This is a genomic window from Clostridium sp. D46t1_190503_E9 (genome assembly GCF_015555225.1).
Taxonomy (GTDB): domain Bacteria; phylum Bacillota; class Clostridia; order Clostridiales; family Clostridiaceae; genus Clostridium.
Window position 1 is genome coordinate 1 of the sequence record NZ_JADNKB010000002.1, and the last position, 21,995, is coordinate 21,995.

Annotated in this window: 27 protein-coding genes and 2 pseudogenes; 5 read left to right on the forward strand and 24 right to left on the reverse strand. The window is 28.9% G+C overall.

Going from position 1 to position 21,995, the window contains the following annotated elements; translation table 11 throughout:
* Positions 1-92: 92 nt before the first annotated feature.
* The 18 genes from I2E83_RS01805 to I2E83_RS01890 form a co-directional block, all read right to left on the reverse strand.
* Positions 93-2,666, reverse strand: coding sequence for a CHC2 zinc finger domain-containing protein (locus I2E83_RS01805; protein ID WP_195428333.1), 2,574 nt, complete (start codon positions 2,664-2,666; stop codon positions 93-95).
* A gap of 15 nt (positions 2,667-2,681) precedes the next feature.
* Positions 2,682-2,888: a hypothetical protein gene (locus I2E83_RS01810; RefSeq protein ID WP_195428334.1), complete on the reverse strand. Its 207-nt coding sequence runs from the start codon at positions 2,886-2,888 to the stop codon at positions 2,682-2,684.
* A gap of 4 nt (positions 2,889-2,892) precedes the next feature.
* Positions 2,893-3,774: a helix-turn-helix domain-containing protein gene (locus I2E83_RS01815; protein WP_195428335.1), complete on the reverse strand. Its 882-nt coding sequence runs from the start codon at positions 3,772-3,774 to the stop codon at positions 2,893-2,895.
* Complete coding sequence (locus I2E83_RS01820) at positions 3,765-4,001, reverse strand: DUF370 domain-containing protein (protein ID WP_195428593.1); 237 nt, start codon at positions 3,999-4,001, stop codon at positions 3,765-3,767. Before I2E83_RS01820 ends, I2E83_RS01815 begins: the two co-directional genes overlap by 10 nt.
* On the reverse strand, positions 3,994-4,263 hold the full coding sequence (locus I2E83_RS01825; protein WP_195428336.1) for a hypothetical protein: 270 nt from the start codon (positions 4,261-4,263) through the stop codon (positions 3,994-3,996). The genes I2E83_RS01820 and I2E83_RS01825 overlap by 8 nt, the downstream gene beginning before the upstream one ends.
* The gene (locus I2E83_RS01830) at positions 4,260-4,826 is read right to left on the reverse strand and encodes an ERCC4 domain-containing protein (protein WP_195428337.1); all 567 of its coding nucleotides are present in this window, start codon (positions 4,824-4,826) and stop codon (positions 4,260-4,262) included. Before I2E83_RS01830 ends, I2E83_RS01825 begins: the two co-directional genes overlap by 4 nt.
* 127 nt (positions 4,827-4,953) lie before the next feature.
* Positions 4,954-5,376: a single-stranded DNA-binding protein gene (locus tag I2E83_RS01835; protein ID WP_195428338.1), complete on the reverse strand. Its 423-nt coding sequence runs from the start codon at positions 5,374-5,376 to the stop codon at positions 4,954-4,956.
* Complete coding sequence (locus I2E83_RS01840; RefSeq protein WP_195428339.1) at positions 5,376-5,540, reverse strand: hypothetical protein; 165 nt, start codon at positions 5,538-5,540, stop codon at positions 5,376-5,378. Before I2E83_RS01840 ends, I2E83_RS01835 begins: the two co-directional genes overlap by 1 nt.
* Before the next feature lie 2 nt (positions 5,541-5,542).
* A complete protein-coding gene (locus tag I2E83_RS01845; protein WP_195428340.1) occupies positions 5,543-6,121 on the reverse strand; it encodes an HD domain-containing protein in 579 nt (192 codons plus the stop codon).
* A 16-nt stretch (positions 6,122-6,137) separates the two neighbouring features.
* Positions 6,138-6,836 (reverse strand): MBL fold metallo-hydrolase, encoded by a 699-nt coding sequence (locus I2E83_RS01850; protein WP_195428341.1) that lies wholly within the window; start codon positions 6,834-6,836, stop codon positions 6,138-6,140.
* Complete coding sequence (locus tag I2E83_RS01855) at positions 6,836-7,750, reverse strand: RecT family recombinase (protein WP_195428342.1); 915 nt, start codon at positions 7,748-7,750, stop codon at positions 6,836-6,838. Before I2E83_RS01855 ends, I2E83_RS01850 begins: the two co-directional genes overlap by 1 nt.
* A complete protein-coding gene (locus tag I2E83_RS01860; protein ID WP_243249530.1) occupies positions 7,750-8,100 on the reverse strand; it encodes a BC1881 family protein in 351 nt (116 codons plus the stop codon). Before I2E83_RS01860 ends, I2E83_RS01855 begins: the two co-directional genes overlap by 1 nt.
* On the reverse strand, positions 8,100-10,073 hold the full coding sequence (locus I2E83_RS01865; protein WP_347708051.1) for an AAA family ATPase: 1,974 nt from the start codon (positions 10,071-10,073) through the stop codon (positions 8,100-8,102). Before I2E83_RS01865 ends, I2E83_RS01860 begins: the two co-directional genes overlap by 1 nt.
* A gap of 2 nt (positions 10,074-10,075) precedes the next feature.
* On the reverse strand, positions 10,076-10,399 hold the full coding sequence (locus I2E83_RS01870; RefSeq protein WP_195428343.1) for a hypothetical protein: 324 nt from the start codon (positions 10,397-10,399) through the stop codon (positions 10,076-10,078).
* Positions 10,400-10,414: 15 nt separating this feature from the next.
* Positions 10,415-10,948, reverse strand: coding sequence for a sigma-70 family RNA polymerase sigma factor (locus I2E83_RS01875; RefSeq protein ID WP_195428344.1), 534 nt, complete (start codon positions 10,946-10,948; stop codon positions 10,415-10,417).
* A 155-nt stretch (positions 10,949-11,103) separates the two neighbouring features.
* Positions 11,104-11,259: a hypothetical protein gene (locus I2E83_RS01880; RefSeq protein WP_195428345.1), complete on the reverse strand. Its 156-nt coding sequence runs from the start codon at positions 11,257-11,259 to the stop codon at positions 11,104-11,106.
* A gap of 126 nt (positions 11,260-11,385) precedes the next feature.
* On the reverse strand, positions 11,386-11,577 hold the full coding sequence (locus I2E83_RS01885; RefSeq protein ID WP_195428347.1) for a hypothetical protein: 192 nt from the start codon (positions 11,575-11,577) through the stop codon (positions 11,386-11,388).
* Between the two features lie 3 nt (positions 11,578-11,580).
* Entirely contained in the window at positions 11,581-11,790 is a 210-nt protein-coding gene (locus I2E83_RS01890) for a helix-turn-helix transcriptional regulator (protein WP_195428349.1), read from the reverse strand.
* A 236-nt stretch (positions 11,791-12,026) separates the two neighbouring features.
* Between I2E83_RS01890 and I2E83_RS01895 the strand changes: the two genes are divergently transcribed.
* Genes I2E83_RS01895 through I2E83_RS01905 form a run of 3 tightly spaced genes read left to right on the forward strand, consistent with a single transcriptional unit; the run spans position 12,027 to position 14,484 of the window.
* A complete protein-coding gene (locus I2E83_RS01895; RefSeq protein ID WP_195428351.1) occupies positions 12,027-12,452 on the forward strand; it encodes a helix-turn-helix transcriptional regulator in 426 nt (141 codons plus the stop codon).
* 18 nt (positions 12,453-12,470) lie between these two features.
* Positions 12,471-12,920, forward strand: a complete 450-nt coding sequence (locus I2E83_RS01900; RefSeq protein WP_195428352.1) for an ImmA/IrrE family metallo-endopeptidase — start codon at positions 12,471-12,473, stop codon at positions 12,918-12,920.
* A 4-nt stretch (positions 12,921-12,924) separates the two neighbouring features.
* Complete coding sequence (locus I2E83_RS01905) at positions 12,925-14,484, forward strand: recombinase family protein (protein ID WP_195428354.1); 1,560 nt, start codon at positions 12,925-12,927, stop codon at positions 14,482-14,484.
* 65 nt (positions 14,485-14,549) lie between these two features.
* Here I2E83_RS01905 and I2E83_RS01910 read toward each other — a convergent pair.
* The 3 genes and pseudogenes from I2E83_RS01910 to I2E83_RS01920 form a co-directional block, all read right to left on the reverse strand.
* Positions 14,550-15,548: pseudogene (locus I2E83_RS01910) on the reverse strand (FAD-dependent oxidoreductase); the annotation flags it as partial.
* Positions 15,548-16,540: a sulfide/dihydroorotate dehydrogenase-like FAD/NAD-binding protein gene (locus tag I2E83_RS01915; RefSeq protein WP_195264609.1), complete on the reverse strand. Its 993-nt coding sequence runs from the start codon at positions 16,538-16,540 to the stop codon at positions 15,548-15,550. The gene I2E83_RS01915 and the pseudogene I2E83_RS01910, both read right to left, overlap by 1 nt.
* 386 nt (positions 16,541-16,926) lie before the next feature.
* Positions 16,927-17,691, reverse strand: a pseudogene (locus I2E83_RS01920) (D-alanyl-D-alanine carboxypeptidase family protein); the annotation flags it as partial.
* Between the two features lie 250 nt (positions 17,692-17,941).
* On the opposite strand from I2E83_RS01920, the gene I2E83_RS01925 reads away from it, so the two are divergent.
* Entirely contained in the window at positions 17,942-18,541 is a 600-nt protein-coding gene (locus I2E83_RS01925) for a DUF2953 domain-containing protein (protein WP_195264507.1), read from the forward strand.
* 11 nt (positions 18,542-18,552) lie between these two features.
* A complete protein-coding gene (gene ytfJ, locus I2E83_RS01930) occupies positions 18,553-19,035 on the forward strand; it encodes a GerW family sporulation protein (RefSeq protein ID WP_195428357.1) in 483 nt (160 codons plus the stop codon).
* A 41-nt stretch (positions 19,036-19,076) separates the two neighbouring features.
* Here the strand turns inward: ytfJ and scpB are convergent, their stop codons facing one another.
* The 3 genes from scpB to I2E83_RS01945 all read right to left on the reverse strand — a co-directional run bounded on the left by scpB (position 19,077) and on the right by I2E83_RS01945 (position 21,964).
* Positions 19,077-19,685 (reverse strand): SMC-Scp complex subunit ScpB, encoded by a 609-nt coding sequence (gene scpB, locus I2E83_RS01935; RefSeq protein ID WP_195264505.1) that lies wholly within the window; start codon positions 19,683-19,685, stop codon positions 19,077-19,079.
* Positions 19,678-20,424, reverse strand: a complete 747-nt coding sequence (locus I2E83_RS01940; RefSeq protein ID WP_195264504.1) for a segregation/condensation protein A — start codon at positions 20,422-20,424, stop codon at positions 19,678-19,680. The genes scpB and I2E83_RS01940 overlap by 8 nt, the downstream gene beginning before the upstream one ends.
* Before the next feature lie 319 nt (positions 20,425-20,743).
* On the reverse strand, positions 20,744-21,964 hold the full coding sequence (locus I2E83_RS01945; RefSeq protein ID WP_195428358.1) for a D-alanyl-D-alanine carboxypeptidase family protein: 1,221 nt from the start codon (positions 21,962-21,964) through the stop codon (positions 20,744-20,746).
* Positions 21,965-21,995 lie beyond the last annotated feature (31 nt).

The following is a 21,995-nucleotide window of genomic DNA, read 5'->3' on the forward strand; positions in this document are numbered from 1 at the left end:
CAATATTACTTGACTTAATTATATCATATATTTTCATACCGTATTATTCAATTTTCAAAGACTATTAGTTCGTAATAATTACAAATTGCTATTTAAAATGGCATTGCTTCTCCATCTTCCACTTCTACTGGTAATGCAAATATTGGCTCTACTATTTCAAATAGCTTTAGTTCTCTTAATTTCTCGGCATTGTATTCATCCATTCTTACAGTTTTAAAGTTGCCTGCTGGTTGTTTCATGCTTGTGGGAACACTTTCATTTATTAAATATCCCGCTTTCTTAGCCTGTTTCTTGAAGTCTTTTAATTTTAATGGAATTATATCCGCTCCAAATCTTTGAGTATGCTCATAAATTAAATTAATCATTTCACTAGTTTTTATATATGTCCTTATATTTTTTTCAGTAAATACACTATCTGGATAAGCAACTCTTGAATCTTCAATCATCTGATTAAAAGTTATAAGCATTTTCTCGACTACTGAATTAACTTCCTCGGCTCCTTCAAGAACTTCATTTTTTATATTATCTACTAAATGTTCTTCAAATCCCTTTATCTCTTTTTCTCCTAGCTCTTCAGCAACTTTATTAATTATTTGCATACCGCAATGAATATTTATCGCAGTTGTAAGTGTTCTATTTGAAAGTTCCTTGATCTTAGCATTTGCTGTTTCCCTCATTTTTGCATATTCTTCTGCTGATAAATTTAAAACTACATCAATTAAACTTCTTCCTAGCTTATTAAGTAATTCTTGATTTTTTATTATCCATTCCATTGATTTTGTATGAGATTCTAATCTTTCATTTCTTGATAGATATACAATACAGCTTCTTTCTATAAGTGCCTTTTCTGAATTTGGATAACTTTCTTCTCCTACTAAAACTATTGGTCTATCTAACTTAAACTCTACTGTTTCAAGGCTTCTATTTCCTTTTGATACACTTGTCCCATCGTAAGCATTTCTCAGTATTTCCGAAAGTTTAAGAATTTTAAATCTATCTAAAGATGAGGGCTTGAATTCTTCTAACAACAAAGTATAATTTCCCTCGGATAAACTTTTTATTAATCCAAACGGTGATGTTAATCCTATAGACTTAATATCATTCTTACTCATATTCAGTAATGGAACTATAACGTTATCTAAAATTGTACTTTTCCCTGATCCAGACTCTCCTACAATTAAAAGGTGATGTAATTTGTTTTTTACAGCTCTGCTTTGATATATTGTTAAATTATTTATTAATGTTCCTATAATACTTATACTTTTTTCAGGAGTAGCGAATTTAAATATGTGTTTTCTTAACTCATTGAATTCCTTCTTGCTTATTTTCTCTACTGAGTTTATTCCACTAGCTATATTACTATCAGTCTTAATTGATATATTAAACTTATTTTTTGATATTGCACCTTCCTTAGTTATCAATAATAATTCATCATTACTTTGTAAAAACTTAGTTCCTCCATGGATCTCTTCATTTTCAACTGCAAAGTATTTATTTATCCATATCTTTAACTCAGTAAGAACTTTAACGTCTCCTATAAATGATAGATCCATCGTTCCTAGAAAGTTTTTAAAACTTTTGGTATCATCAAACACTGTTGAAAATCCATATTTTTCAAAAGTCTCTCCTGTATTAGATTTCAGCACTAGTTTTATTCCTTCTCTATCATCATCTACAAATCTAATTCTTTTTGCTTCCATTACTTTGAAATTAGTAATATACTCCTTGTAATAATCATCTTCTTTTTTGTTCCATATCCATTTATAAACACCATTTTGATTTTGCTGCATTTCATATCTAGACTTTAAATCCAAACTTCTATTAAAGGCTTTTTGTAAATCTTTTTTAGTGTGTCCGTATTCAATCCAATCAGTGACATCTTTATTGTCACCTAATGAAGATAGTCCTGGTAATTTTATAAATTTAAATTCAGCTGATCCTAGGAATAATTCATTATAGATTTTCCATGCATATTGCTCCCCAGCGTTTCCAGTATCACTGCAAACATAAATTCTAGCACCTGCAAAGTCTATATTTTCTGTTATTCCTTTAAAGCTTGTAGATTCATACTCAATACCTTTAAAGAGTGAATTTATTGTATTTGCATCCTTTTCACCTTCAACTATTACAATTACTTTTCCATCTTTAATAGCTTTTAATGTTCTGTAGTAATTATAAGGAACTTCATCGTGTCCTCTATTAGCCTTGACTTTATCTTCTTCGAAATGATAGTAACCATGCTTCTTTTTACCCTCTTTATGGTCAAAAAACTTAGCTTTATAATAGATAGGCTTATTATCTTTATTTACAAAAGTAAATAATCCTAGAAGCTCTTGGTCTTCTCTATATTTTGTTAGTTCCCATCCTATGAAACTTTTAACTTTATCTTCTAAAATTTCTATGTCTGACTTTTCTAAAGGCATCCCTAAATATTCTCTAGTCTTTTTGTAATCCAGATCTTTAAGTTTAGATATAAAGTCTATTGCATCACCACCAGCATCACATCCAAAACACTTAAATTTATATTTATTTTTATCCGGGAAAAACTTTATACTCATAGAAGGAGTTTTTTCTCCATGAAAGGGGCACTTAATGAACCCCTCTCTATTGAATCTCTCCCCTGTTTCTCTTTCTATTAATTCCTTTAAATTTATATCTTCTAGCAAAAGTTACTCACCTCCTCAAAAGCCTTTTAGTATCTCTTCTTTAGTCATTTTCCTACCTAATCTATTTTCTATATTTGTTCTTAAGTTACTTAACCCTATTATTATTTTGTAAAGTTCTAGTATGTGTTTTTTCTTAACTTCTCCCTTTGAAAAGAATTCTTCTGCTTTATTATTTCTATTCAATAAAGCATTGTATTCTTTCTTTAGATCATCAAGGCTCAAATTATCACCCTCTTGCTCTTCTATATCTGTAATCCAAAACTCCTTTTTTAAGAAGCTCTTTTCTTTTCCAATCAACACTTGCTAAACTTCTACCTAGTTCCTCAGCTATTTCAATATCAGTTAATCCTTTCTTTTTCATATCTATAAGTAAATTAACTTCTACAGGTTTCCACTTTATTTCAATAACTTTAGACAATCCTAGTTTCCTAGATTTAATCTGAACTGAGCTTACAGTTCTATTTAGGTCTCTTGCTATTTCATTAAAGGTCTTTATTTTATGATTAGCCTTTAAATAATCAACTTCTGCCTTAGTCCAGTTTTGATTATATCTGGTCTTATTCCTTATATCTTCTTTCCGCTTTTTATCAACCCAATCTGGCTCAGGACCTAACATATTCTTCTCCAAGTTAGACAAATCAATTAAATCTTTATTATTTTCTAACCATTTCCAAAAATCGCTTATATCTATTCTCCAGAATTTCTTTTTGTTAAGTACCACTTTTTTCTTACCTGGTAATCCTTTCTCTTGTATATAATTCCATACTGTTTTTCTATCAATTCCTAATGCCCTACCTATATCACTAGTATTCAATAATCCAGTATTTCCTAATGCACTTGTCAAACCTAACCTTAAACACTTTCCTCTTATTGCACTTTCAGTTCTATTTAAGTTTTTAGCTAATGTCCTCAAAGAATATTTCCCATAGTTTTCTTCTAAATAATATACTTCTTCGTCTGTCCAAAACTTAGTACTTTTTATTCCATACTCTTTGCAATAGTTCCATAAAGTTGATTTAGCTATTCCAAGCTTTTTAGCTGTTTCATCTTTAGTCAATCCTTGGTTTATATAAAGCTGTTCAATTTGATTCTTGGTAACTAAAGGCATAGATCATCAATCCTTTTTGATAATGTCTTTCTATCTATCGCACTAACAATTGCATGGTTACTCTCAACAATGATAACTGATGAAGATTTTTTCCCATGAGTTGCATCAATTAACATCATTTCATCTTTTGCATTTTTTATCAATCTTCTTGCTGGAGCACTATCTACATCCAATATAGAAACAATTTTATCTGTTGACACTGTATTGTTATATCCAATGTTAAGCATCTTCTTCAAAACTCCATCCCCTTTCAATTAACTTTTTGAAATGTTCATCTTGTCCGTTAGCTATTATCTCTATTGGAATTCCTAATAATCTTAATGCATTTAAAGATGATGTAATCTTATCGTGAAATTCTTCAATGGCATTTCCTAAATCCCCTCTAACTATTGCAGTAAGAAATTCTTTATCTTCTTCTTCACACTTATGAATTTGACTTAATAGTGTAGGTTTGATTTTAAACTTTAAAGGCTTCAACACTATTTTCATTGATTTTCTTCCTCCTCCAAATCAATCTCTCCGTTCTTTAGTAAGTTTCTAATTGAATAATATAGCTTACTATAAATAATAGCCGCGCTATCATCTTTATTGACAAATGTGCTCCCTTTTAAATACTTGTCCTCTAAAGAATTGAATTTCCCCCATAATGCCTTTGGCTTGTATTCACTTCTATATTTTCCAGCTCTCATATTTTGAATTCCGTCTTTTTCTTCCACTACTAAATAAATCTTAATTCCTTTGACTAGGGCCCTATTAAATTCATCTTCAAACCTATCTGCATCTTTTATACTTCCTATAAGTTCATCTATGCTATTTTTACGTTCTACAGCTACATTGAAATATAAATCTCTGCTGATTCCCATTTCAGGTCTAGCAGTAATTATTCCTGTATAATCTCCTTCATCAACCTTTTGCCTTTTGTACTTTATACCCTTTTCATCAAACACCTTTAATATGTGATCATTCTTTTGTTCTCTTGTATCATAAATAATTACTAAATTTTCTTTTAGTAGTTTATTTATCTCTGTATCAGTAAATTTATATCTATACATATTTTCCTCTCTTTCTTTCTTCCCATCTACTTATTCTGCTGCTATTAATACATAATGCTAAGTCAATAAGAACAAATATCACTCCTATTATTATTAATAACGCTCTCATATCCTTGCCCCCTTCAAATTAAAATGGCATATCTCCGTCATCCACTGGGGTCATATCCTCCTCAAAATTATCTCCTAATCCATTTCCTGAGTTATTAAATCCTCTAGAATTGCTACTATTCATGTTATTATTTTGATTGCCACCTATAAACTCAAATGAATCCACTACTATGTCAGTTGTATATCTTTTAGTTCCATCTTTAGCATCATAACTTCCAGTTCTGATGTTTCCAGTAACCGCTAATTGTCTACCCTTTGTGAGATATTGTGCTATTGTTTCACCAGTTTTACCAAAAGCTATACAATTGATAAAATCAGTTTCATCTTTTTTAAAAGGTCTTGTTACTGCTAAAGTAAACCTTACCACTGCTTTCCCTGTTCCTGCCGCATGATTAAGCTCTGGATCTTTTGTTAATCTACCTAATAGAATCACCTTATTCATTACTTCACCTTCCTCATGCAATATTCTTTTCCATTTCGAGCATCTTGAACTACTACCATTAATTGCCCTTTAACGTCTTTTGCTATAAGTCCAATTTCTGCTTCTTCACACAACTTATGAACCATATCTACAATAAAATTTATTTCATTAATTCTATCTTCCATTACTAAGCCTCCCTATGTTCTTCCATTAAGTAGCTTGCTTCTAAATCTGATGTGTGAAGTAATACTGCTGGTCTACACATATTCCAGGCTGCACTAATTGTATTTAGATTTTCTTTCGGCTCATATCCACCCATATGCCATCTAATGCAATAAAGTTCTTCCTTCGTAAGCTTTATAAAAGTTTGAAGTATTAAACAGCTTTTTTCTCCATGTCCTAAAGGATTTTGGTCCTCTACTGTGTAGTAAGGTACTTGTATCCACTTTCCATCTTTTTTTACATTCCTGGTGCTAGGTACATAATAATTTGCCTTACAAATATCATGTAATAAAGCTGCAATTATTATATTATCTCCGTCCAATCCAGCTTCATTATCTTCGCATTTTTTCTTGAATACCTCATAGACATTTAAACTATGTTGGCATAATCCACCTTCATAATTACTGTGAAATCTTGTAGATGCTGGAGCTGTAAAAAAGTCTGTGTTTTCTAGCCATTTTATTAAATTTTCAATTCCACATCTACCGGTCTTTCTAAGTAATTCTAAGAACTTTTCCTTGTTATCTAAAGTAAACATATCCATATCTTATCTTTCCTCTCTAAATCTCAACTCCTGGAGCTGCTATAATTGTTTTAATTCCTGTAAGAGATTCTATCTCTTCTTTAAATCTTTCTGGGTCTCCATTTCCATCACTTATGTGTATTAAGGTAATATCTTTAGTCCTTGATAAATCCCAAGAACTAAGGGTTTCTTTTAATGTTTCTAAATTCATATGGCTTTTTAATAATCTAGCTCTATATGCTTCTAAATTCTCCAATATATTCTCGCTGTAGTTACACTCTATCAACACATGATCTACGTTTCTAAATTTGTATTTAAGATAATAAGTATCAGTAGCAAAAATTACATTTCCAATGTCTTTATGATATATTAAGAATCCAAAAGGCTCTTTAGTATCATGTTGAGTATTAAATGGAACAATCATAAAGCCACCAATTTCAAAAGGTTTATTGTGTTCAATCTCAAAACAACGTCTATTTATAATAAATCGTTCCTGTATCTCTTCTTTTGTCCCCTTACTTGTGAATACATCAGTGAATTTTAAAACTTCTTCTATAGCCTTGCAATGGTCATTGTGGCTATGTGATAATAAACAACCTACAATTTTACTTAAATCGAAATTTAAAGCTTTTTTTATATCTTTTATACTAATTCCACATTCTAGAAGGAGAATTTCTTCTCCAGCTTCTAGAATGTAAAAATTTCCTCTTGATCCAGTTGCTATTACTTTAATCATTAGAAGTCACAATCATCATCTTTATTTGAAGGTTCTTTTACTATTTCGACTTCGACTTCTTTGGGTTGTATTTCTTCTACTGGAACATCTATAAATTCTTTATTGGCTTCTTCCTTTATTTCTTCTTTTACTTCTGCTTGAATAGTTTCAATAATATCTTCCTGATTATATTTATCCTCTAAGCTATCATTAGTGTTATATAGAGATTCAACTAATAAATCATTATCATCACTTGTATTAAAGAACTTCTTACAAGCCCTATTGATTACAGTTTTCTTAGCCATTTCTTCAGTAAAATCATTGTGGACCTTTGATTCATTCTTATATGTTTTACTCATAGACCAAGCCTTCTTTATTTGCTCCATAGTCATTATTTCTGTATGAAGCTTTTCTCCGTTATCACCAATTACTATTGCAAATGCACCTTTGATTTTCTTGTTATCAATGTTTTGGAATTTAGGCTCATACTCAAAATCAATATTATAAGTATCCTTGTTAAAAGCCATATCGAATTTATCCCCTTCATATATAGCAAATGCCTTAACATCCTTAACACCTTTTAATCTTTTTGTTACTGCTACAGTACCCATATAAGACCTCATGAGAGTTAATTTTCCACTATAGGGAACAAAGTAGCATTGTTTCTTTACTGGATTTAACCCTTGTATTGTCATGTTGTATAATGCTTCTACAATTGAATTTTTACTACATACTTCTAATGCAGGCTTATAATCATTTCCTACTTTACATTTAACATCTTGTAACATTAACCATGCTGCATTAATTGCATTTGCTTCATTATAATTAGCTGGTAAAACTATCTCGTTACTCTTCTTTAAACTTTCTATTTTTGCAACCACATTATTTAGTGCATCTTCCTTTGTTAAAGTTAATCCTGTATCTTTATTTCCCATTAATCTATTACCTCCAATATTATTGCTCCACCATCATTACTGCTTAATACTTTACTAATAATGTCATCATTAGGCTTGCATAGAATTGTATACTGCTCCTCGTATGGTGCAATCTCATGTGCTTTAACTCCTTCTCTTGTTTTTAGTTCATTAACTAAATCGCATGTTGGAATATCATTTATTTTAAAATTTCTATTTATATTTTCTTTGCACTTTTTGTTATAAAAATCTAATATACTCTCTAGTTCGTATATTTTATTTTCAATTGCTTTCTTCATATGAGGTGGGACTTCGGAATTCATATTTCTTGTATGTGCATCTATTAAAGCTTGTATATATCCTTCTAACATTATTGAATTACCTCCACTTTTATTTTTTTATCTAAAGTAACTATCAATTTAATTAATTGACTATTACATAACTCTAGGTTGTTTACACTTTCTGCATTATCTACGAATATAGGAGCAGTAACGTCATAGTGTTCACACAATGTATTTATAATTTGTAATCCTGCATTAATCTGACTTGCAGTATTAGCAGCAGTAAATGGAACACCATCTACTAAAGCTTCACAAGTTTCTTCAAGTCCTCCATTAACAAGTTGATTGAATAACTTGAATGAAACTCCTTTGAACTTTCTATTAATATTGCCCTCTAAAAGCTCTACTTTAGTTCTTATGAACTCTTCACACATAAAGTCTTGTCCTTCTAATTCAGCCTGTTTCACTGCTAATTCCTTCTCTTCTTGCTCAAGTTCTTTAATTCTTAACACAAGCCTTTCATTATTGGACTTCTTTCCTAGTTGGGTATTTATTTCATCAATCTTATAGTATAATGAATTATATTTAGCTTTTAATTCAAGATTATTCTCTGCTGATATGTTTTCTATTTCTTGAATAAGTAAGTTAATTTTATTTTCTAGATCTTCTTTTCCTTCAAATGTAACTTCTTGTGATACATTACATTTATATAATTTTGCTTCTATTTCTTTACCTTCTGTTTTCAAAACTTCAAGTTTAGAGTTTAACTCTACTAAATTATCATTATATTTTTTCATTAGTTTTTTATCTTCTTCTATAGTCAATTTAATATTTTCTATTACTTCACCTAATGCTTTACCTTTAGTTCTTATTCTGTTAATAACTGTATTTTTATAGTTCTCAAACTTCTCTTTGTAATCTTCTCTTATTTCATCTAATCTCTCATGGTCATACTCTCTCATGCAAGTAGGACAATATTTAGCATCTTCATCAAATTCAAAAGTCTTAGCTTTTTCTTCTTTGAATCGAATTCTTAATTTCTCTTGCTCTTTTTCTTTTTCAAGAATACTTTCTTCACTAAATCCTATTCCCTCATTAGCTTTAAATATTTTTCTTTCAGCTCTTTCGATCTCAAGCTCTATATCTTGAACTTTATAATTAATATTTCTTAATTTAGATTGAAGTTCCTTTAAAGGCGCATTTAAAGTATTTTTAGCTTGATTAACCTTATCTGAGTATTCAGTTTTTAATTTATATAATTGGTCCTGCAACTTTAACTTTTCTTCATTAACTTTGGACTTGTCTATCATTAATGCATTAATATTTTCCATTTCAGCTTTTATAGATTTCTTCTTTTCTTCCAAAGCTTCAAAATCTTCTTCTACTATCTGTAAGTTGCATTCATCTATTCTGTTTGGTATAGCCTTAATTTGCTCTTTAATTTTCGCTATTTTAGCCTTAACTTGCTTTCTTAATGTTTCTACATCATCACTTCCCAAAAGCTTCTCTAATGGCTTAAGAGATTTGTTATAATTAATTACATTCTCTGTATCTACATCACCAATTATTTCAAGAAGTATTTCTCTTTGCTTTTTCCAATCTAAAGATGTAAAATAAAGTGGATTAGTAATCAACTTGAAAGTGTTATCCGCCAAGATATCATTTACTTTCTCGTTGTATTCTTTCATTGTGGCAGGCACATCATTTATTGAATAGTCAGTAGTGTGTCCTTTTAATTCTGATGTTGCTTGTCCCCTTTGTTTAGTCCATTTTTCTTTATGGGTTCTTTGTAACTTAATTAAAGTTCCGTCAACCTCTAGCGTTCCAATAACTGTGTGTTCCAATCCATGAAGCTCTTCCCCGCTATCATCTATTGTTTTTATCTTATAATCTTTTCTATCCTTGCTATCCTTTCCAAATAGTAACCACATAAATGAATCCATTATTGTAGTTTTACCTGTTCCATTATCACCACTAATTCTTGTTACTGATCCAAAATTGATTTGCAATTCCTTAACTCCCTTAAAGTTCTTAAGTTCCAACCTTCTCAAAAATATCTTCACTATTATTTCTCTCCTTTTTGATTATTAAATTTTCTAACAGCTTCTCTTAATGCTGCTTCATTGTTTAAACTACTGTTTAAATAAATATCTTCAGTGTCCTTAGCTACCTTATAGGCTTCTTCAACTGATAATTGAGTTTGACTTGGTGATATAAGTTCTTTAATCATAGCTGATTTAAACTTTTCCATGATTCCAAAATACTTTCTATCTATAACTAGTCCATTACTATTGAGCAACAAAGTTCTATTCATTTTTTCACCACCTATCTTCTTTTTAATTTCTCTTTTTAAATCTTTAGCCTTACAGCTAATTACAAAACTATTCATGGTTCACTTCCTTCCCTAAGCTACTAATTCTTTTTTCATCTTCTTTAAAGAAGTTCTTATTATTCTACTAACATGTGCTTGAGATATTCCTGTATTTTCTGATATTTGACATTGACTTAATTGTTTATAGAAATACAGATACACTATTTTCTTATCTCTTTCACTTAATAAATTAAATAGCATTTTAACAGTCATTCTATTTACAACGTTATCTTCAATATTTTCTTCATCTTCTAGAATCTCTTGCATTTCAATATTATTTGTATCATCTATCACATAATTTGTTGAAAGCATTACCTGAGAAACTCCACGTTTTACAAAGTACCATTTATCATCTCTAAACATCTTTTGTATTTCCCATTTAATGTTTGGGATTGCATAAGTAGAAAACTGAACTCCTTTTGATTCATCAAATCTTTGTCCTGCTTTTATTAATCCAATAAATGCTGTTGATTCAATTTCATCATAAGAATATTTCTCTTTAGAATACCTATAGTATTGATGTGCTACTTTTCTAGCTAAGCCTAAGTGATCTTCTATGTTAATCATCTTGCAACAACTCCTTTCTTATAATGTATTTATATCTTTCCAATTCCTCACCTTAGCATCTACTGGTGTGCGGTTTGTAGTAGAGCTTGACTAATATTTTGTTATGTTGAATTAAATATTATTGAAGTTTTTCAACTTTTAATCTTTAGTATCTTTTACTTACCACTTTCTTTAGAATTTACTATTTCTAATAATTTCTTTATGTTTTCAGCGCCATACCTATCAATTAATATTTTCGCAGCACACTGATTACACATTTCTATAGTCTCTTGTGTTGGTGCAATCCCAACTTTGAATTTAAACTCCTTCATATATTCCCTCTAAAATTAATCATTACATTATATTTCTTCTTTTATAAATTGGTGAATATATACTTTAATTTTTTTCAAATTAATCTTTTAGCTATGATAAAAATAGCTCTTTAGACTCATTTCCGTTTATAGTTGGTTAATTTCTTTTATTAACTCATTAAACTGTCCCAAACTCTCAAATCTTATTTCCAATCCTGTATTTAGTAAACGTAATTCTTCAAGTGCCAAATGTACTGAAAAACCATTAGTCAAACTAAACTCTTTAGAATTTATTGAAATATATGGTTTTTCATTAATACTTTTTATTTGTATGTTCATTAATCATTCCTCCTTTAAATCTGGAAACAATTCTTTTATATCTACATTTAATGCAATAGCTATTTTATTAGCAGTATCTAATTTAGGAATTTGATTTCCACTCATAATATCGTAAAAACTACTTCTCCCTATTCCAATGGCTTGTACTATTTCAGTAATGCTTTTCCCTTCTTTCTTTAGATTATTTACATATTCAGCAATATTATTATTCACGTTAGTCCCTCCTTTTAATATCCGGTCAACCGATATAATAATCATAATTCTCCCTCACCGGATAATCAACATTCAAATATCCGGTTTTCCGGTTGAGTTGATAGAATAAATCTCTAGTTATCAAAATTTCTCTATAAATCTTAGATTTTCTATTTGCTTTACCGGATTTCAAGTGTTATAATTGTACTGTTAACCGGACTTAAATAATGTTATAATGTTACAAGGAGTGTTTTTATATGACAAAACTAGGTGATAACATAAAAAAATTGAGACTTCACAATAAATTAACTTTAGCTAAATTATCTGAGCTATCAGGAGTTGGGCAAAGCACAATAAATGATATAGAAAATGGTAAAGCTAAAAATCCTAAAACGGATACGTTAACTAAGTTAGCTGATGCCCTTGGAGTGAATATAAATGAATTACTATGCCAATATTGGGATGATTCTATTAATACTAATCAAGTAAGAGAAGAAGTTGAACTTTATGAAACTGGAGAATTTAAAACTGCTGAAGCAGCTATGCAATTTATTTTAAAACAACCAGCTATTATGGGATATGGTGGATTTGATGCTGATAAGCTATCAAAAGAAGAAATCATTGAATTTGCGAATGAATTATTAAACCAATTACAACTATTGGGATTAAAATATAAAAAATAATTTTAAAGGTGACGACATATGTATTTGTGGGTAGATGAAATTATAGTTGGTTTAAAAGAAATGTATAATACTGATAATGTATATGAAATTTTTGATTATATGAATATAAAAATACATAAAATTGAGAATAATAATATCTTATTAAAAAATAATGATAGCTTTTATTATAGAGATTATTTAGGAAATGAACTTATTTTTATTAGGAATGATTTGAATATAAATCTTGAGAAATTTATATTACTTCATGAATTAGGGCATGCTCTTTTACATACTAATAGTTATGAAGCTGCTTTTAATATCAAACATATTAATAAAGGGAAGCTTGAAAAGCAAGCCAATTACTTTGCTTTTAAGTTATTACAACCTTCTTTTGATCCAACAGATTTAGAAGGATTAACTTTACAACAAATAGCTTCACTATTAGAATTACCATATAAACAACTATTAGAATTTATAGAAATCGGGTGATATTATGAAAGGAATTGCTATTTATACTCGTAAATCTAAATTTACAGGTAAAGGTGAATCTATAGAAAATCAAATTTTAAAATGCAAAAAATTCATTGAATTTAAATTTAATGAGTGTGATGACATAAATATATACATAGATGAAGGATTTACCGGAAGAAATGAAAATAGACCTCAATACAAAGAAATGATGGATAAAGTTAAAAGTGGTGAAATAAATCACATAGTATTGTATCAGCTTAATAGATTTGGCCGTAATGCTAGAGATATACATAATTCCCTTCAAATTTGCGTTGACCATGACTGTATTATATATAGTGCTAATGAAGGGTTCGATTCTTCTACTAGCTTTGGAAGAGCTATCATTGGTATCATGGCTTCACTAGCACAACTAGAAACTGAACAATTAGCTGAAAGAGTTAAAGATAATATGTACACTCTTGCAAAAATGGGCAGATGGTTAGGTGGCCAATCTCCTTTAGGGTTTGATGGAACCAGGGAATATTATTTTGATGAGAATGGTAAAGAGCGTTCTATTACCGAATTAAAACCAAATAAAGAAGAATTAAAAATAGTTGAATTAATATATGAAAAATACTTGCAAGAGAAATCTATATCTCAAGTTTCTAAATGGGCACTATCAAATCATTTAAAGGGTAAAAACGGTGGTGATTTAAATAAGTCAGCTATAAATATAATTCTTCAAAATCCTGTATACGTCAAATCTACCAAAAATATATTAAGTTATTTTGAAGAACAAGGGTATGAAGTTCATGGAGCCGCTAATGGAAATGGATTACTTAGATATGGTAAGAAAGATGAACAAATAATCGCCACTTCAAAACATAAAGGTGTAATAAATTCAAAAGACTGGTTAGAAGTTCAAAATATACTTAAATCAAACATAGATAAAGCACCTAGACGTGGTAAAACCAATACGGCTTTATTGACAAGTATCTTAAAATGTAGCTGCGGTTCATCAATGAATATCGCACATAGTAGACTTAAAGATGGTAAGAAAATGTTCTATTATCAATGTGCGATGAAAGTAGCTTCTGGCGGAACTAGATGTAAGTCTAAGAATATAAATGGTCCTTTGCTAGAAGAAAAACTAATTGAATATCTTAAAAACTACTCCGAACTTCAGATAATTGCAGATTTAGAAAATACATTAAAAACATCAAATGAATTATCATCTAAGTTAACTGCAGAATCTCTTGATACTAACATAGAACAATGTAATAAATCTATAAAACTATTAGTAAATAAATTAAAAGTCATCGAAGATTTAGAGATTAGTAAAATAATAATTAGTGAAATTTCAGCTGAAAAAGAAAAAATTACTAAACTTGAAAAGCAGAGAGAAGAGTTACTAAATGATCAGGCTTCTAAATCATTATCAGATTCGGAAATAGTAGAAGTACTAGCTCTGATTAGTGATTTTAAAAACAATATAGATTCTCTTGAGTTTAACGAGAAAAAGAAATTATTGAATGAAATTATAGAATCTATTGTGATTGATAATGATGAGTTTATTATAAACTTTAATATAAAAAAAAACTAGATAATGCATTAAGAACGTTGTCTAGTTTATTCTCTAAATATAAAATGTTGCAGTTTAGACCAGCTTGCTTCTGTATGCCCAACAAAAAGACCAGATTTTTCACCTGCACAAAATAAATTATCTACGCCTTTTACTTTTAGATCATTAGTTCTTGGCGCAACTGATAAATATCTTATTGAATTTCCTTTACTACCTGCATATGGATCTACATATTTTGCATTTTCTAATCCTTTAATTTTTCTTAGTTTCTTCAATGGATAGTACGTAGTCATAAGTTTAGCATGTCCAGTATCTAGAAGTATTATATTTTCTGCAAATTCTTTTAAGGCATATTGCTGACATACTTTGGCATTAAGCTTATCATAATTTACATCTTCCTTTGGAACTTCCAAAATAACGCATCCAGTCTTGTCTAGTTGTTCGACTATTTCCTTTGACAAACTTTCCTTAGCTAATTTACAAGATCCTGAAAAAGCACCTAATGTATCTTCATCTCTTTCTCCTTGTATATCGGCTACTCCACATCTTTCACTTATACTAAGTCTTGGTCCAAAAGCTGGACATCTTAAGACGCACATTGAACATCCATTTCCATATCTTAAGCAATTTCCCATTGGACCTGTTGTTCCGGTAGTTTCAATAAATACATCTCCTTCTTCATAAGTACCATCACTAAGATATATTCCTTTTATCTTACTTCCTTCCAACTTAACATCAGTAACTCTGCTTTCTATATGAATATTTATACCCATTTCCTCTAAATATTTACTTACTTTACCTTCAATTAAATTTACGTCATATAATGTTGCATGCTTATGACCTGGAAATTCTATATTTTTATGCCTTGCAGTATCATCTACAATATTAATTAAATCTCCAGCCCCAAGCTCTATTAATTCTTCTGAAGCTGTCCATCTTCCGTTATTTCTCATTATCCCCCCAACATTTCCAAGACCTAATAATAAATCTGTCTTTTCATATAAATGCACTTCTGCTCCTGCCTTCTTTGCAGTGATAGCTGCGGCGCATCCAGACCAACCTCCACCGACGATAATTGTCTTTATCATATAAATCTTCTCCCTTCAAATACATTCCTTGGATCAGCTTGAACTTTACAAAAACGTTTTACTCTATGCCCAGAAAATCTAGCTGTACAACTGCCACATACTCCTTCTCCACAGCACATTTTTATATTATTGCAACAAGATAATTGAATATTTTCTCCTTGTATCGTATCTAAATATTCAATTATTTTTACAGTTAATATATCTGCTCCAGCAATGTGAATATAGTTTACATTTTTATCTCTTATATAAGATTTTATAAGAACCTTTACTTCATCAGTTAATTGCCCCTTATCTAGCACTGATTCTTCTATCATATTCAAATCATATTCTGATAAAAATTCTTGAACATAATTATCTTTATATGGCGCCTTATCTAGAATTAAATTTATATTATTATTATTTAAAGACAACTTTCTAATTACTGGCATCACAGGAGCCATTCCAATCCCTCTAGCTATTACTAATACATTATTATTAGTTTGCTTATTTAAATTTTTAAGTCCAAATACTCCATTCCAGTATGGACCTCTAATAGTTATTTCTTCACCTTCTTTTATATCTAATAATTTCTTTGTTTTAATTCCCCTTATTTCAATCATTATAGTTACTATATTTGTTTCTATATTAGATTCTAAAATAGAAATAGGTACATCAAAATAAACATTTTCGTTTGTTCTTATAAATATAAAGCTTCCAGGCTTAACTAAATCAATTGCTAATTTATGTGGAGCTTTGAATTTTATTAAAAGAACATCATCTTCATAAAGAGTCTTTTTTTCAACTAAACAATTATATGTTTTTCTTCCCTCTTTTGCCTTAGATCCATTATTTATAAATTCATGATATATACATACTCCATTCCAATTTAAGCAATCACAAAAGCAGCTTCCTTGTAATTGAGAGCATAATATACATTCATTTGATTCCGCCAGATGACAAGGACAAAACTCTGTTCCAGCATCTATACAATCAACAGCTTCTTTCATTATTTGAATCTCCCCACTAGATTTCTTACATATTAATAGATTATTTTCTATTTTTTATTTTGTTACACTATATTTATATATAATAAAAAAAGTAGAAGATACCTCTTCTACTTTTTAAAGATTATATTTTCAAACTCTTCTTTACTCATATTTATATTGCTTATTAACGGAAATTTATTTTTTTCTTGTTTTTCATCTTTTATTGATATTTTCCCTAGTATATCTCCAGTTTCAACATCCGAAGTCCTATTAAACACCTCTACTTCAACTATATCCTTTTCTTTATATCCATAAGTTATATCTTCTTCTTGTATTATATTACCCAATCCTGCAAGATTTTCTTTTTGTAATATATCTTTATTAGATATTTCTGCAAAAGTATTTGTGCTTATAACATAATTAAAGATTTTTTCTGTTACATTCCATCTATCTACACAATTTAAAACAACAATAATAATATTTCTTCCATTGTGGTTGACAGATGAAACTAAGCATTTCCCTGCTCCGCCTGTATATCCTGTTTTTACCCCATTTGCGCCAGGTATTCTATACAATATTTTGTTTATATTTTGATAATCTCTTGTAAAATTATATTTATCTTTATATATAACTTTTTCTCCTACAATTTCTCTAAAAACATCATATTCCATTCCCTTAGCTGTTAAAATTGCTAAATCATATGCCGAAGAATAATGTTTTGCACTATCTAGTCCATGAGGTGATTCAAAATGTGAATCTATAATTCCTAAACTTCTTGCAAAATCATTCATTATATTAGAAAAATTTTCTACTGATCCGCCTATATCTTCTGCTATTGCAATCGCAGCATCATTACCAGATCTAAACATTAATCCAAATAACAATTCTCTCATTGTTATTTCTTCACCAGCTTTATATCCTACAGTTGAACCCCTAATAGATGAAGCATTTTTACTGATGGTTACTATTCTATCTAAATCTCCATAATTTATTGCTATAAGGGATGTCAAAATTTTAGTAGTACTGGCCATTGGAACAATTTCATATCCACTTTGATTCCATAGTACTTGCCTACTTTCTGCATCTATAGCTATGGCATTTCTAGCCGAAACCCTTAATGGAAGTTTACTGTCAACTTTATTTCCGTCAATATCAATATAATCTTCATCAAGCATTTCTACTGTCTCATCATCCATATCTACATCATCATCAATAAATGCTTTTACTGAATAAATATTCCATTGTAATGTCAATAATACTAATAAAATAGTAAAAATAACTTTTTTTAAAACTTTCATAAAATCACCCTCTACACTAACCATCTATGAGTAGTTTGTTCTAAAAGTTATTTTTTAAACATTTTTTTGTTATTTTTTTATTTTTAATTATAGTAATTATTAGAATAACTTAGAAAGGAGTGTGAAAATGGCTTTAATATTAACACTTTTAATTATTATATTACTACTGATTTTTCCTATACCAATGAAGATTGAAATTAGTTTTAAGGAAGGTATATTTAAATTAAAATTGTTTAATTTAAATATTTTTTCATCAAATAACGGTGTTGAAAATAAATTATTAAAAAAACTAATTAATAAAACTAATATAGATTTAAAAAAAGAAACTACAATAGAATATAAAAATAAAAAAGCCATTAAATCCTCACCCCTTAAACGTAAAAAAGTTATGAAGAAAATATCGATACGAAAGTTATATACCAATATTTCTTGTAATAAATTTAAACCATTTATAAAAATAAATGGGCACTTAACTTTTGGTATTGATGATGCTGCATTTTGCGCAATTCTTTATGGATTATTATGTAATACTCCAACATTACTTAGATTAATATTAGAAAAAGTATTTAAAGTTAAGGATATAAAACTTAATATTACTCCTAAATTCAATGTCAATACCATATATTTTGGTATAACTAGTATATTTTACTTTAATGTTGCTAATATTATATATATATTATTTTTAATATATAAATCTTTTGAAATTAAGGAGGTGACTCCCGAATAGGGAGATATATTATGTCAAATGAACATCCTGTTGAAAATTTAATGAGAAGTACCATGGAAAATCTAAGAGATATGATAGATGTTAATACAGTTATTGGGGAAGCCGTAGAAACACGTGATGGTAGCTATATAATCCCAATATCAAAAGTAACCTTTGGTTTTGCATCTGGAGGAAGTGAATTTGGAAATCAATGCAGTCCAGCTCCTGATAAAGAAGCTAAGCACCCTTTTGGTGGTGGTTCTGGAGCTGGTGTTACAGTTAAACCTGTTGCATTTTTAGTTCTTAGAGATGATGCCGTAAGGCTTCTTCCTGTTGATCAAAATAATACATATGATAGAATCGTTGATTCTGTCCCTCAAATCCTTGATATGTTTAAAAACTTCTTTAATAATGATAAAAAGAAATCAAATTCTCAAAATCCTAATGTTGAAGATACAGTATGTAATTGTAACCCATGTGATGATAGTGATTCATCTTCTAACAATCTGTTCTAGAAATTTATAAGATATATTTTAGAAAAATTCTAAAATATATCTTATATTTCTTTCATCATATCATTCATAATCTCTACTGTTGCTTCATCATTTTCTGAATACAAGTCTAAAGATGGCAATTCATTTAATTCTTTTAATCCAAATTGTCTTAAAAATTCTTCAGTCGTTCCAAATAAAATAGGTCTTCCAGGAACATCTAATCTTCCAACTTCTTTTATTAAATCTTTTTCTAATAATTTATTAATAGCACTTTCAGATTTTACTCCTCTTATTTCATCTATATCAACTCTAGTTATAGGTTGCTTATACGCAATTATAGCTAAACTTTCTAAAGAAGCTTGTGACAAAGATTGTCTCTTATTCTTTTTTAGTAACTTTTGTATATAATCACTATTTTCAGCCTTACTAACTAGTTGATATTCACCATTTATTGATATTAATTTTATTCCCCTTTTTTCTTCTTCATAATCTAAGATCATTTCATTTAAAATATTTGATATTATTTTAGGTGAAACTTCTATAGAATTACTTAAATCCTTAAGAGTTAAAGGTTCTCCACTTACAAATAATAACGCTTCTATTGCAGATTTTATTTTAGGCTTTGATGAAATTTCTTCAAATTCATATTGCCCAATTTCAGTTTTATTCACTTAATTTTCTCCTTTCAATTAATATGTCATCAAAATTGTCATTTTGATAAGCTTTGATCATTCTAAGCTTTATAAGTTCAAGAAGAGCTAAAAATGTTACTACAGCTTCTAACTTACATTCGCTTTCTCTTATTATATCTCTAAATTTAACAATTTTTTCATTTTCAATATTACGTAATAGCTCGTCCATTTTATCTTCAATCTTATATTTATCTACATAAATTTTTCTTTGAATTACATTTTCTTTATTTTGTTTCATAAGGAAATTTTCTATTAACTTATTATAAATATTGTAAAGATCAAGTAACGTAATATTTTTAAATATATCTTCTTCTTTTTTATCACTTTTGATTTCTTCAATTATTTCTGGCTTTTTTGTATATATATCTCCAGAATTTATGTATTTTTCTCTAAAGAATAAAGCAGCCCCTTTAATTTTCTTGTATTCTATAAGCTTTTCCATAAGATTTTTTTCTATGTCTTCTTCATTTTCTTCTGAAACCTTAATATTAGGCAATAGCTTTTTAGATTTTATTTCTATAAGAGTAGCTGCAACTACTATAAATTCTGATGTAATCTCTAAATCCATAATTTTCATATCATCTAAATATTTTAAATATTGACTAGTAATTTTATATATCTCTACATTGTAAATATCCATTTCATTTTTTTTAATTAAATGCAGCAGCAAGTCAAATGGACCTTCAAAGTTTGCTACCTTTACTTTTGGCATTTCCATAAATATCATCCGCCTTTGATAATGCTATATTCCTTCTAATATATAATATCAATTTTAATAGTAAAGAACAACCTTTGTTTAAAATTGCAAAGCAATTTTAAAGTGAAAAGTTAAGAATGAATAATGAAACGTTTATGATTTTTTGCTACACGGAACTTAAATTATATATGAAAAATACTTTTATTTAAAAACCCAACAGGGATTTTCTCCTTAATTCTTTTGCTTTGCAAATGATAGAAAATATAAAATATCGGATATAAGTATTTTCACTTAATATCCGATATTTCATTATGTATATTTTAAAATATAATTATTTTTACTATACTCCTTTTTTAAACATGTTTTTCATATTAAATTTGAAGTTTTCAAATATTCCACCAAGTTTTATATCTCTATCTGAATATAATTCTACTTCTCCAATCTTTTCTTCTCCTAGATAAACTTCACATTTACCTACGACATCTCCTTGCTTATATTCCTTTTTAACTTCATCTATTACTATTCTCTTTTCTAATTCTGCATTTGTTCCCTTTGGTACTATTGCAACTAAATCTTCCTTTGCTCTAGCAACTAAGAACTTATCAGTTTGTTTGCTTAAATAAATATTCTCTACATCTTCATCCTTGGATAAAATCTTTTTACCTTCAAATTTAGAGAATCCATAATTTAAAAGCATTCCTGCATCTCTATTTCTTACCTTATATGTTGGTGCTCCCATAATAACAGATAGCATTCTAACGCCATTTCTAGTTGCTGTTGCAGAAATACAATATTTTGCTTCTTCAGTATATCCTGTTTTTAACCCATCGCAACCTTCAAAAAATCTTACGAGCTTATTATGATTAACTAATTCTATAGGTGATTTTCTTCCTTCAGATATAGTTTCCATATAAATTCCTGAATATTTTAATATTGTTGGATGTTTTAAAAGCTCCAAGGACATTATTGATATATCTCTTGCTGTAGATAAATGACCTTCTGTAGGTAAGCCATTACAATTTTTAAATGTTGTATTAGCCATACCTAATTCTTGAGCTCTTTTATTCATCATTTCTACAAAAGCTTCTTCTGTTCCACCTAAATATTCAGCTAATGCTACAGCAGCATCATTCCCAGATGCAATGGCAACACCTTTTAATAATTCTTCTACTGTTCTTATTTCTCCTGTATCTAGAAGCATTGTGCTTCCACCCATTTTCTTAGCATTTTCGCTACATGTTACCTTATCTTGTAATGTTATCTTTCCGCTATCTACAGCTTCCATAGTTAAAAGCATAGTCATTATTTTTGTTACAGATGCTGGAGCAAATTTTTCATCGATATTTTTCTCATAAAGAATTTTTCCACTTGTTGGCTCTATTAATAATGCTGATCTCGCATCTACATTTATTCCTTCATCACTAAAAACCTCTGTAGTCCATTCTTCATAAGTTTCTATAGACGTATCATATGGTTCTATATCTGCCTTTACTGGAACTACAGATATAGATAATAAACTTAAAACAATTGCGACAACTTTATTCATAAATTTTTTATTCATTATATTGCCTCCCTTCAAAGCTTATTATTAC

What these genes read in the sequence shown, in the direction of transcription:
- ytfJ (WP_195428357.1), top strand. Translation starts at nt 18,553, where the DNA reads ATGTCAAATGAACATCCTGTTGAAAATTTAATGAGAAGTACCATGGAA.
- I2E83_RS01925 (WP_195264507.1), top strand. Translation starts at nt 17,942, where the DNA reads ATGGCTTTAATATTAACACTTTTAATTATTATATTACTACTGATTTTT.
- I2E83_RS01940 (WP_195264504.1), bottom strand. Translation starts at nt 20,424, where the DNA reads ATGGAAATGCCAAAAGTAAAGGTAGCAAACTTTGAAGGTCCATTTGAC.
- I2E83_RS01855 (WP_195428342.1), bottom strand. Translation starts at nt 7,750, where the DNA reads ATGGGAAATAAAGATACAGGATTAACTTTAACAAAGGAAGATGCACTA.
- I2E83_RS01945 (WP_195428358.1), bottom strand. Translation starts at nt 21,964, where the DNA reads ATGAATAAAAAATTTATGAATAAAGTTGTCGCAATTGTTTTAAGTTTA.
- I2E83_RS01885 (WP_195428347.1), bottom strand. Translation starts at nt 11,577, where the DNA reads ATGAACATACAAATAAAAAGTATTAATGAAAAACCATATATTTCAATA.
- I2E83_RS01895 (WP_195428351.1), top strand. Translation starts at nt 12,027, where the DNA reads ATGACAAAACTAGGTGATAACATAAAAAAATTGAGACTTCACAATAAA.
- I2E83_RS01820 (WP_195428593.1), bottom strand. Translation starts at nt 4,001, where the DNA reads ATGCTTAACATTGGATATAACAATACAGTGTCAACAGATAAAATTGTT.
- I2E83_RS01845 (WP_195428340.1), bottom strand. Translation starts at nt 6,121, where the DNA reads ATGGATATGTTTACTTTAGATAACAAGGAAAAGTTCTTAGAATTACTT.
- I2E83_RS01825 (WP_195428336.1), bottom strand. Translation starts at nt 4,263, where the DNA reads ATGAAAATAGTGTTGAAGCCTTTAAAGTTTAAAATCAAACCTACACTA.
- I2E83_RS01840 (WP_195428339.1), bottom strand. Translation starts at nt 5,540, where the DNA reads ATGGAAGATAGAATTAATGAAATAAATTTTATTGTAGATATGGTTCAT.
- I2E83_RS01850 (WP_195428341.1), bottom strand. Translation starts at nt 6,836, where the DNA reads ATGATTAAAGTAATAGCAACTGGATCAAGAGGAAATTTTTACATTCTA.
- I2E83_RS01905 (WP_195428354.1), top strand. Translation starts at nt 12,925, where the DNA reads ATGAAAGGAATTGCTATTTATACTCGTAAATCTAAATTTACAGGTAAA.
- I2E83_RS01880 (WP_195428345.1), bottom strand. Translation starts at nt 11,259, where the DNA reads ATGAAGGAGTTTAAATTCAAAGTTGGGATTGCACCAACACAAGAGACT.
- I2E83_RS01860 (WP_243249530.1), bottom strand. Translation starts at nt 8,100, where the DNA reads ATGTTAGAAGGATATATACAAGCTTTAATAGATGCACATACAAGAAAT.
- I2E83_RS01900 (WP_195428352.1), top strand. Translation starts at nt 12,471, where the DNA reads ATGTATTTGTGGGTAGATGAAATTATAGTTGGTTTAAAAGAAATGTAT.
- I2E83_RS01875 (WP_195428344.1), bottom strand. Translation starts at nt 10,948, where the DNA reads ATGATTAACATAGAAGATCACTTAGGCTTAGCTAGAAAAGTAGCACAT.
- I2E83_RS01830 (WP_195428337.1), bottom strand. Translation starts at nt 4,826, where the DNA reads ATGTATAGATATAAATTTACTGATACAGAGATAAATAAACTACTAAAA.
- I2E83_RS01815 (WP_195428335.1), bottom strand. Translation starts at nt 3,774, where the DNA reads ATGCCTTTAGTTACCAAGAATCAAATTGAACAGCTTTATATAAACCAA.
- I2E83_RS01870 (WP_195428343.1), bottom strand. Translation starts at nt 10,399, where the DNA reads ATGAATAGTTTTGTAATTAGCTGTAAGGCTAAAGATTTAAAAAGAGAA.
- I2E83_RS01835 (WP_195428338.1), bottom strand. Translation starts at nt 5,376, where the DNA reads ATGAATAAGGTGATTCTATTAGGTAGATTAACAAAAGATCCAGAGCTT.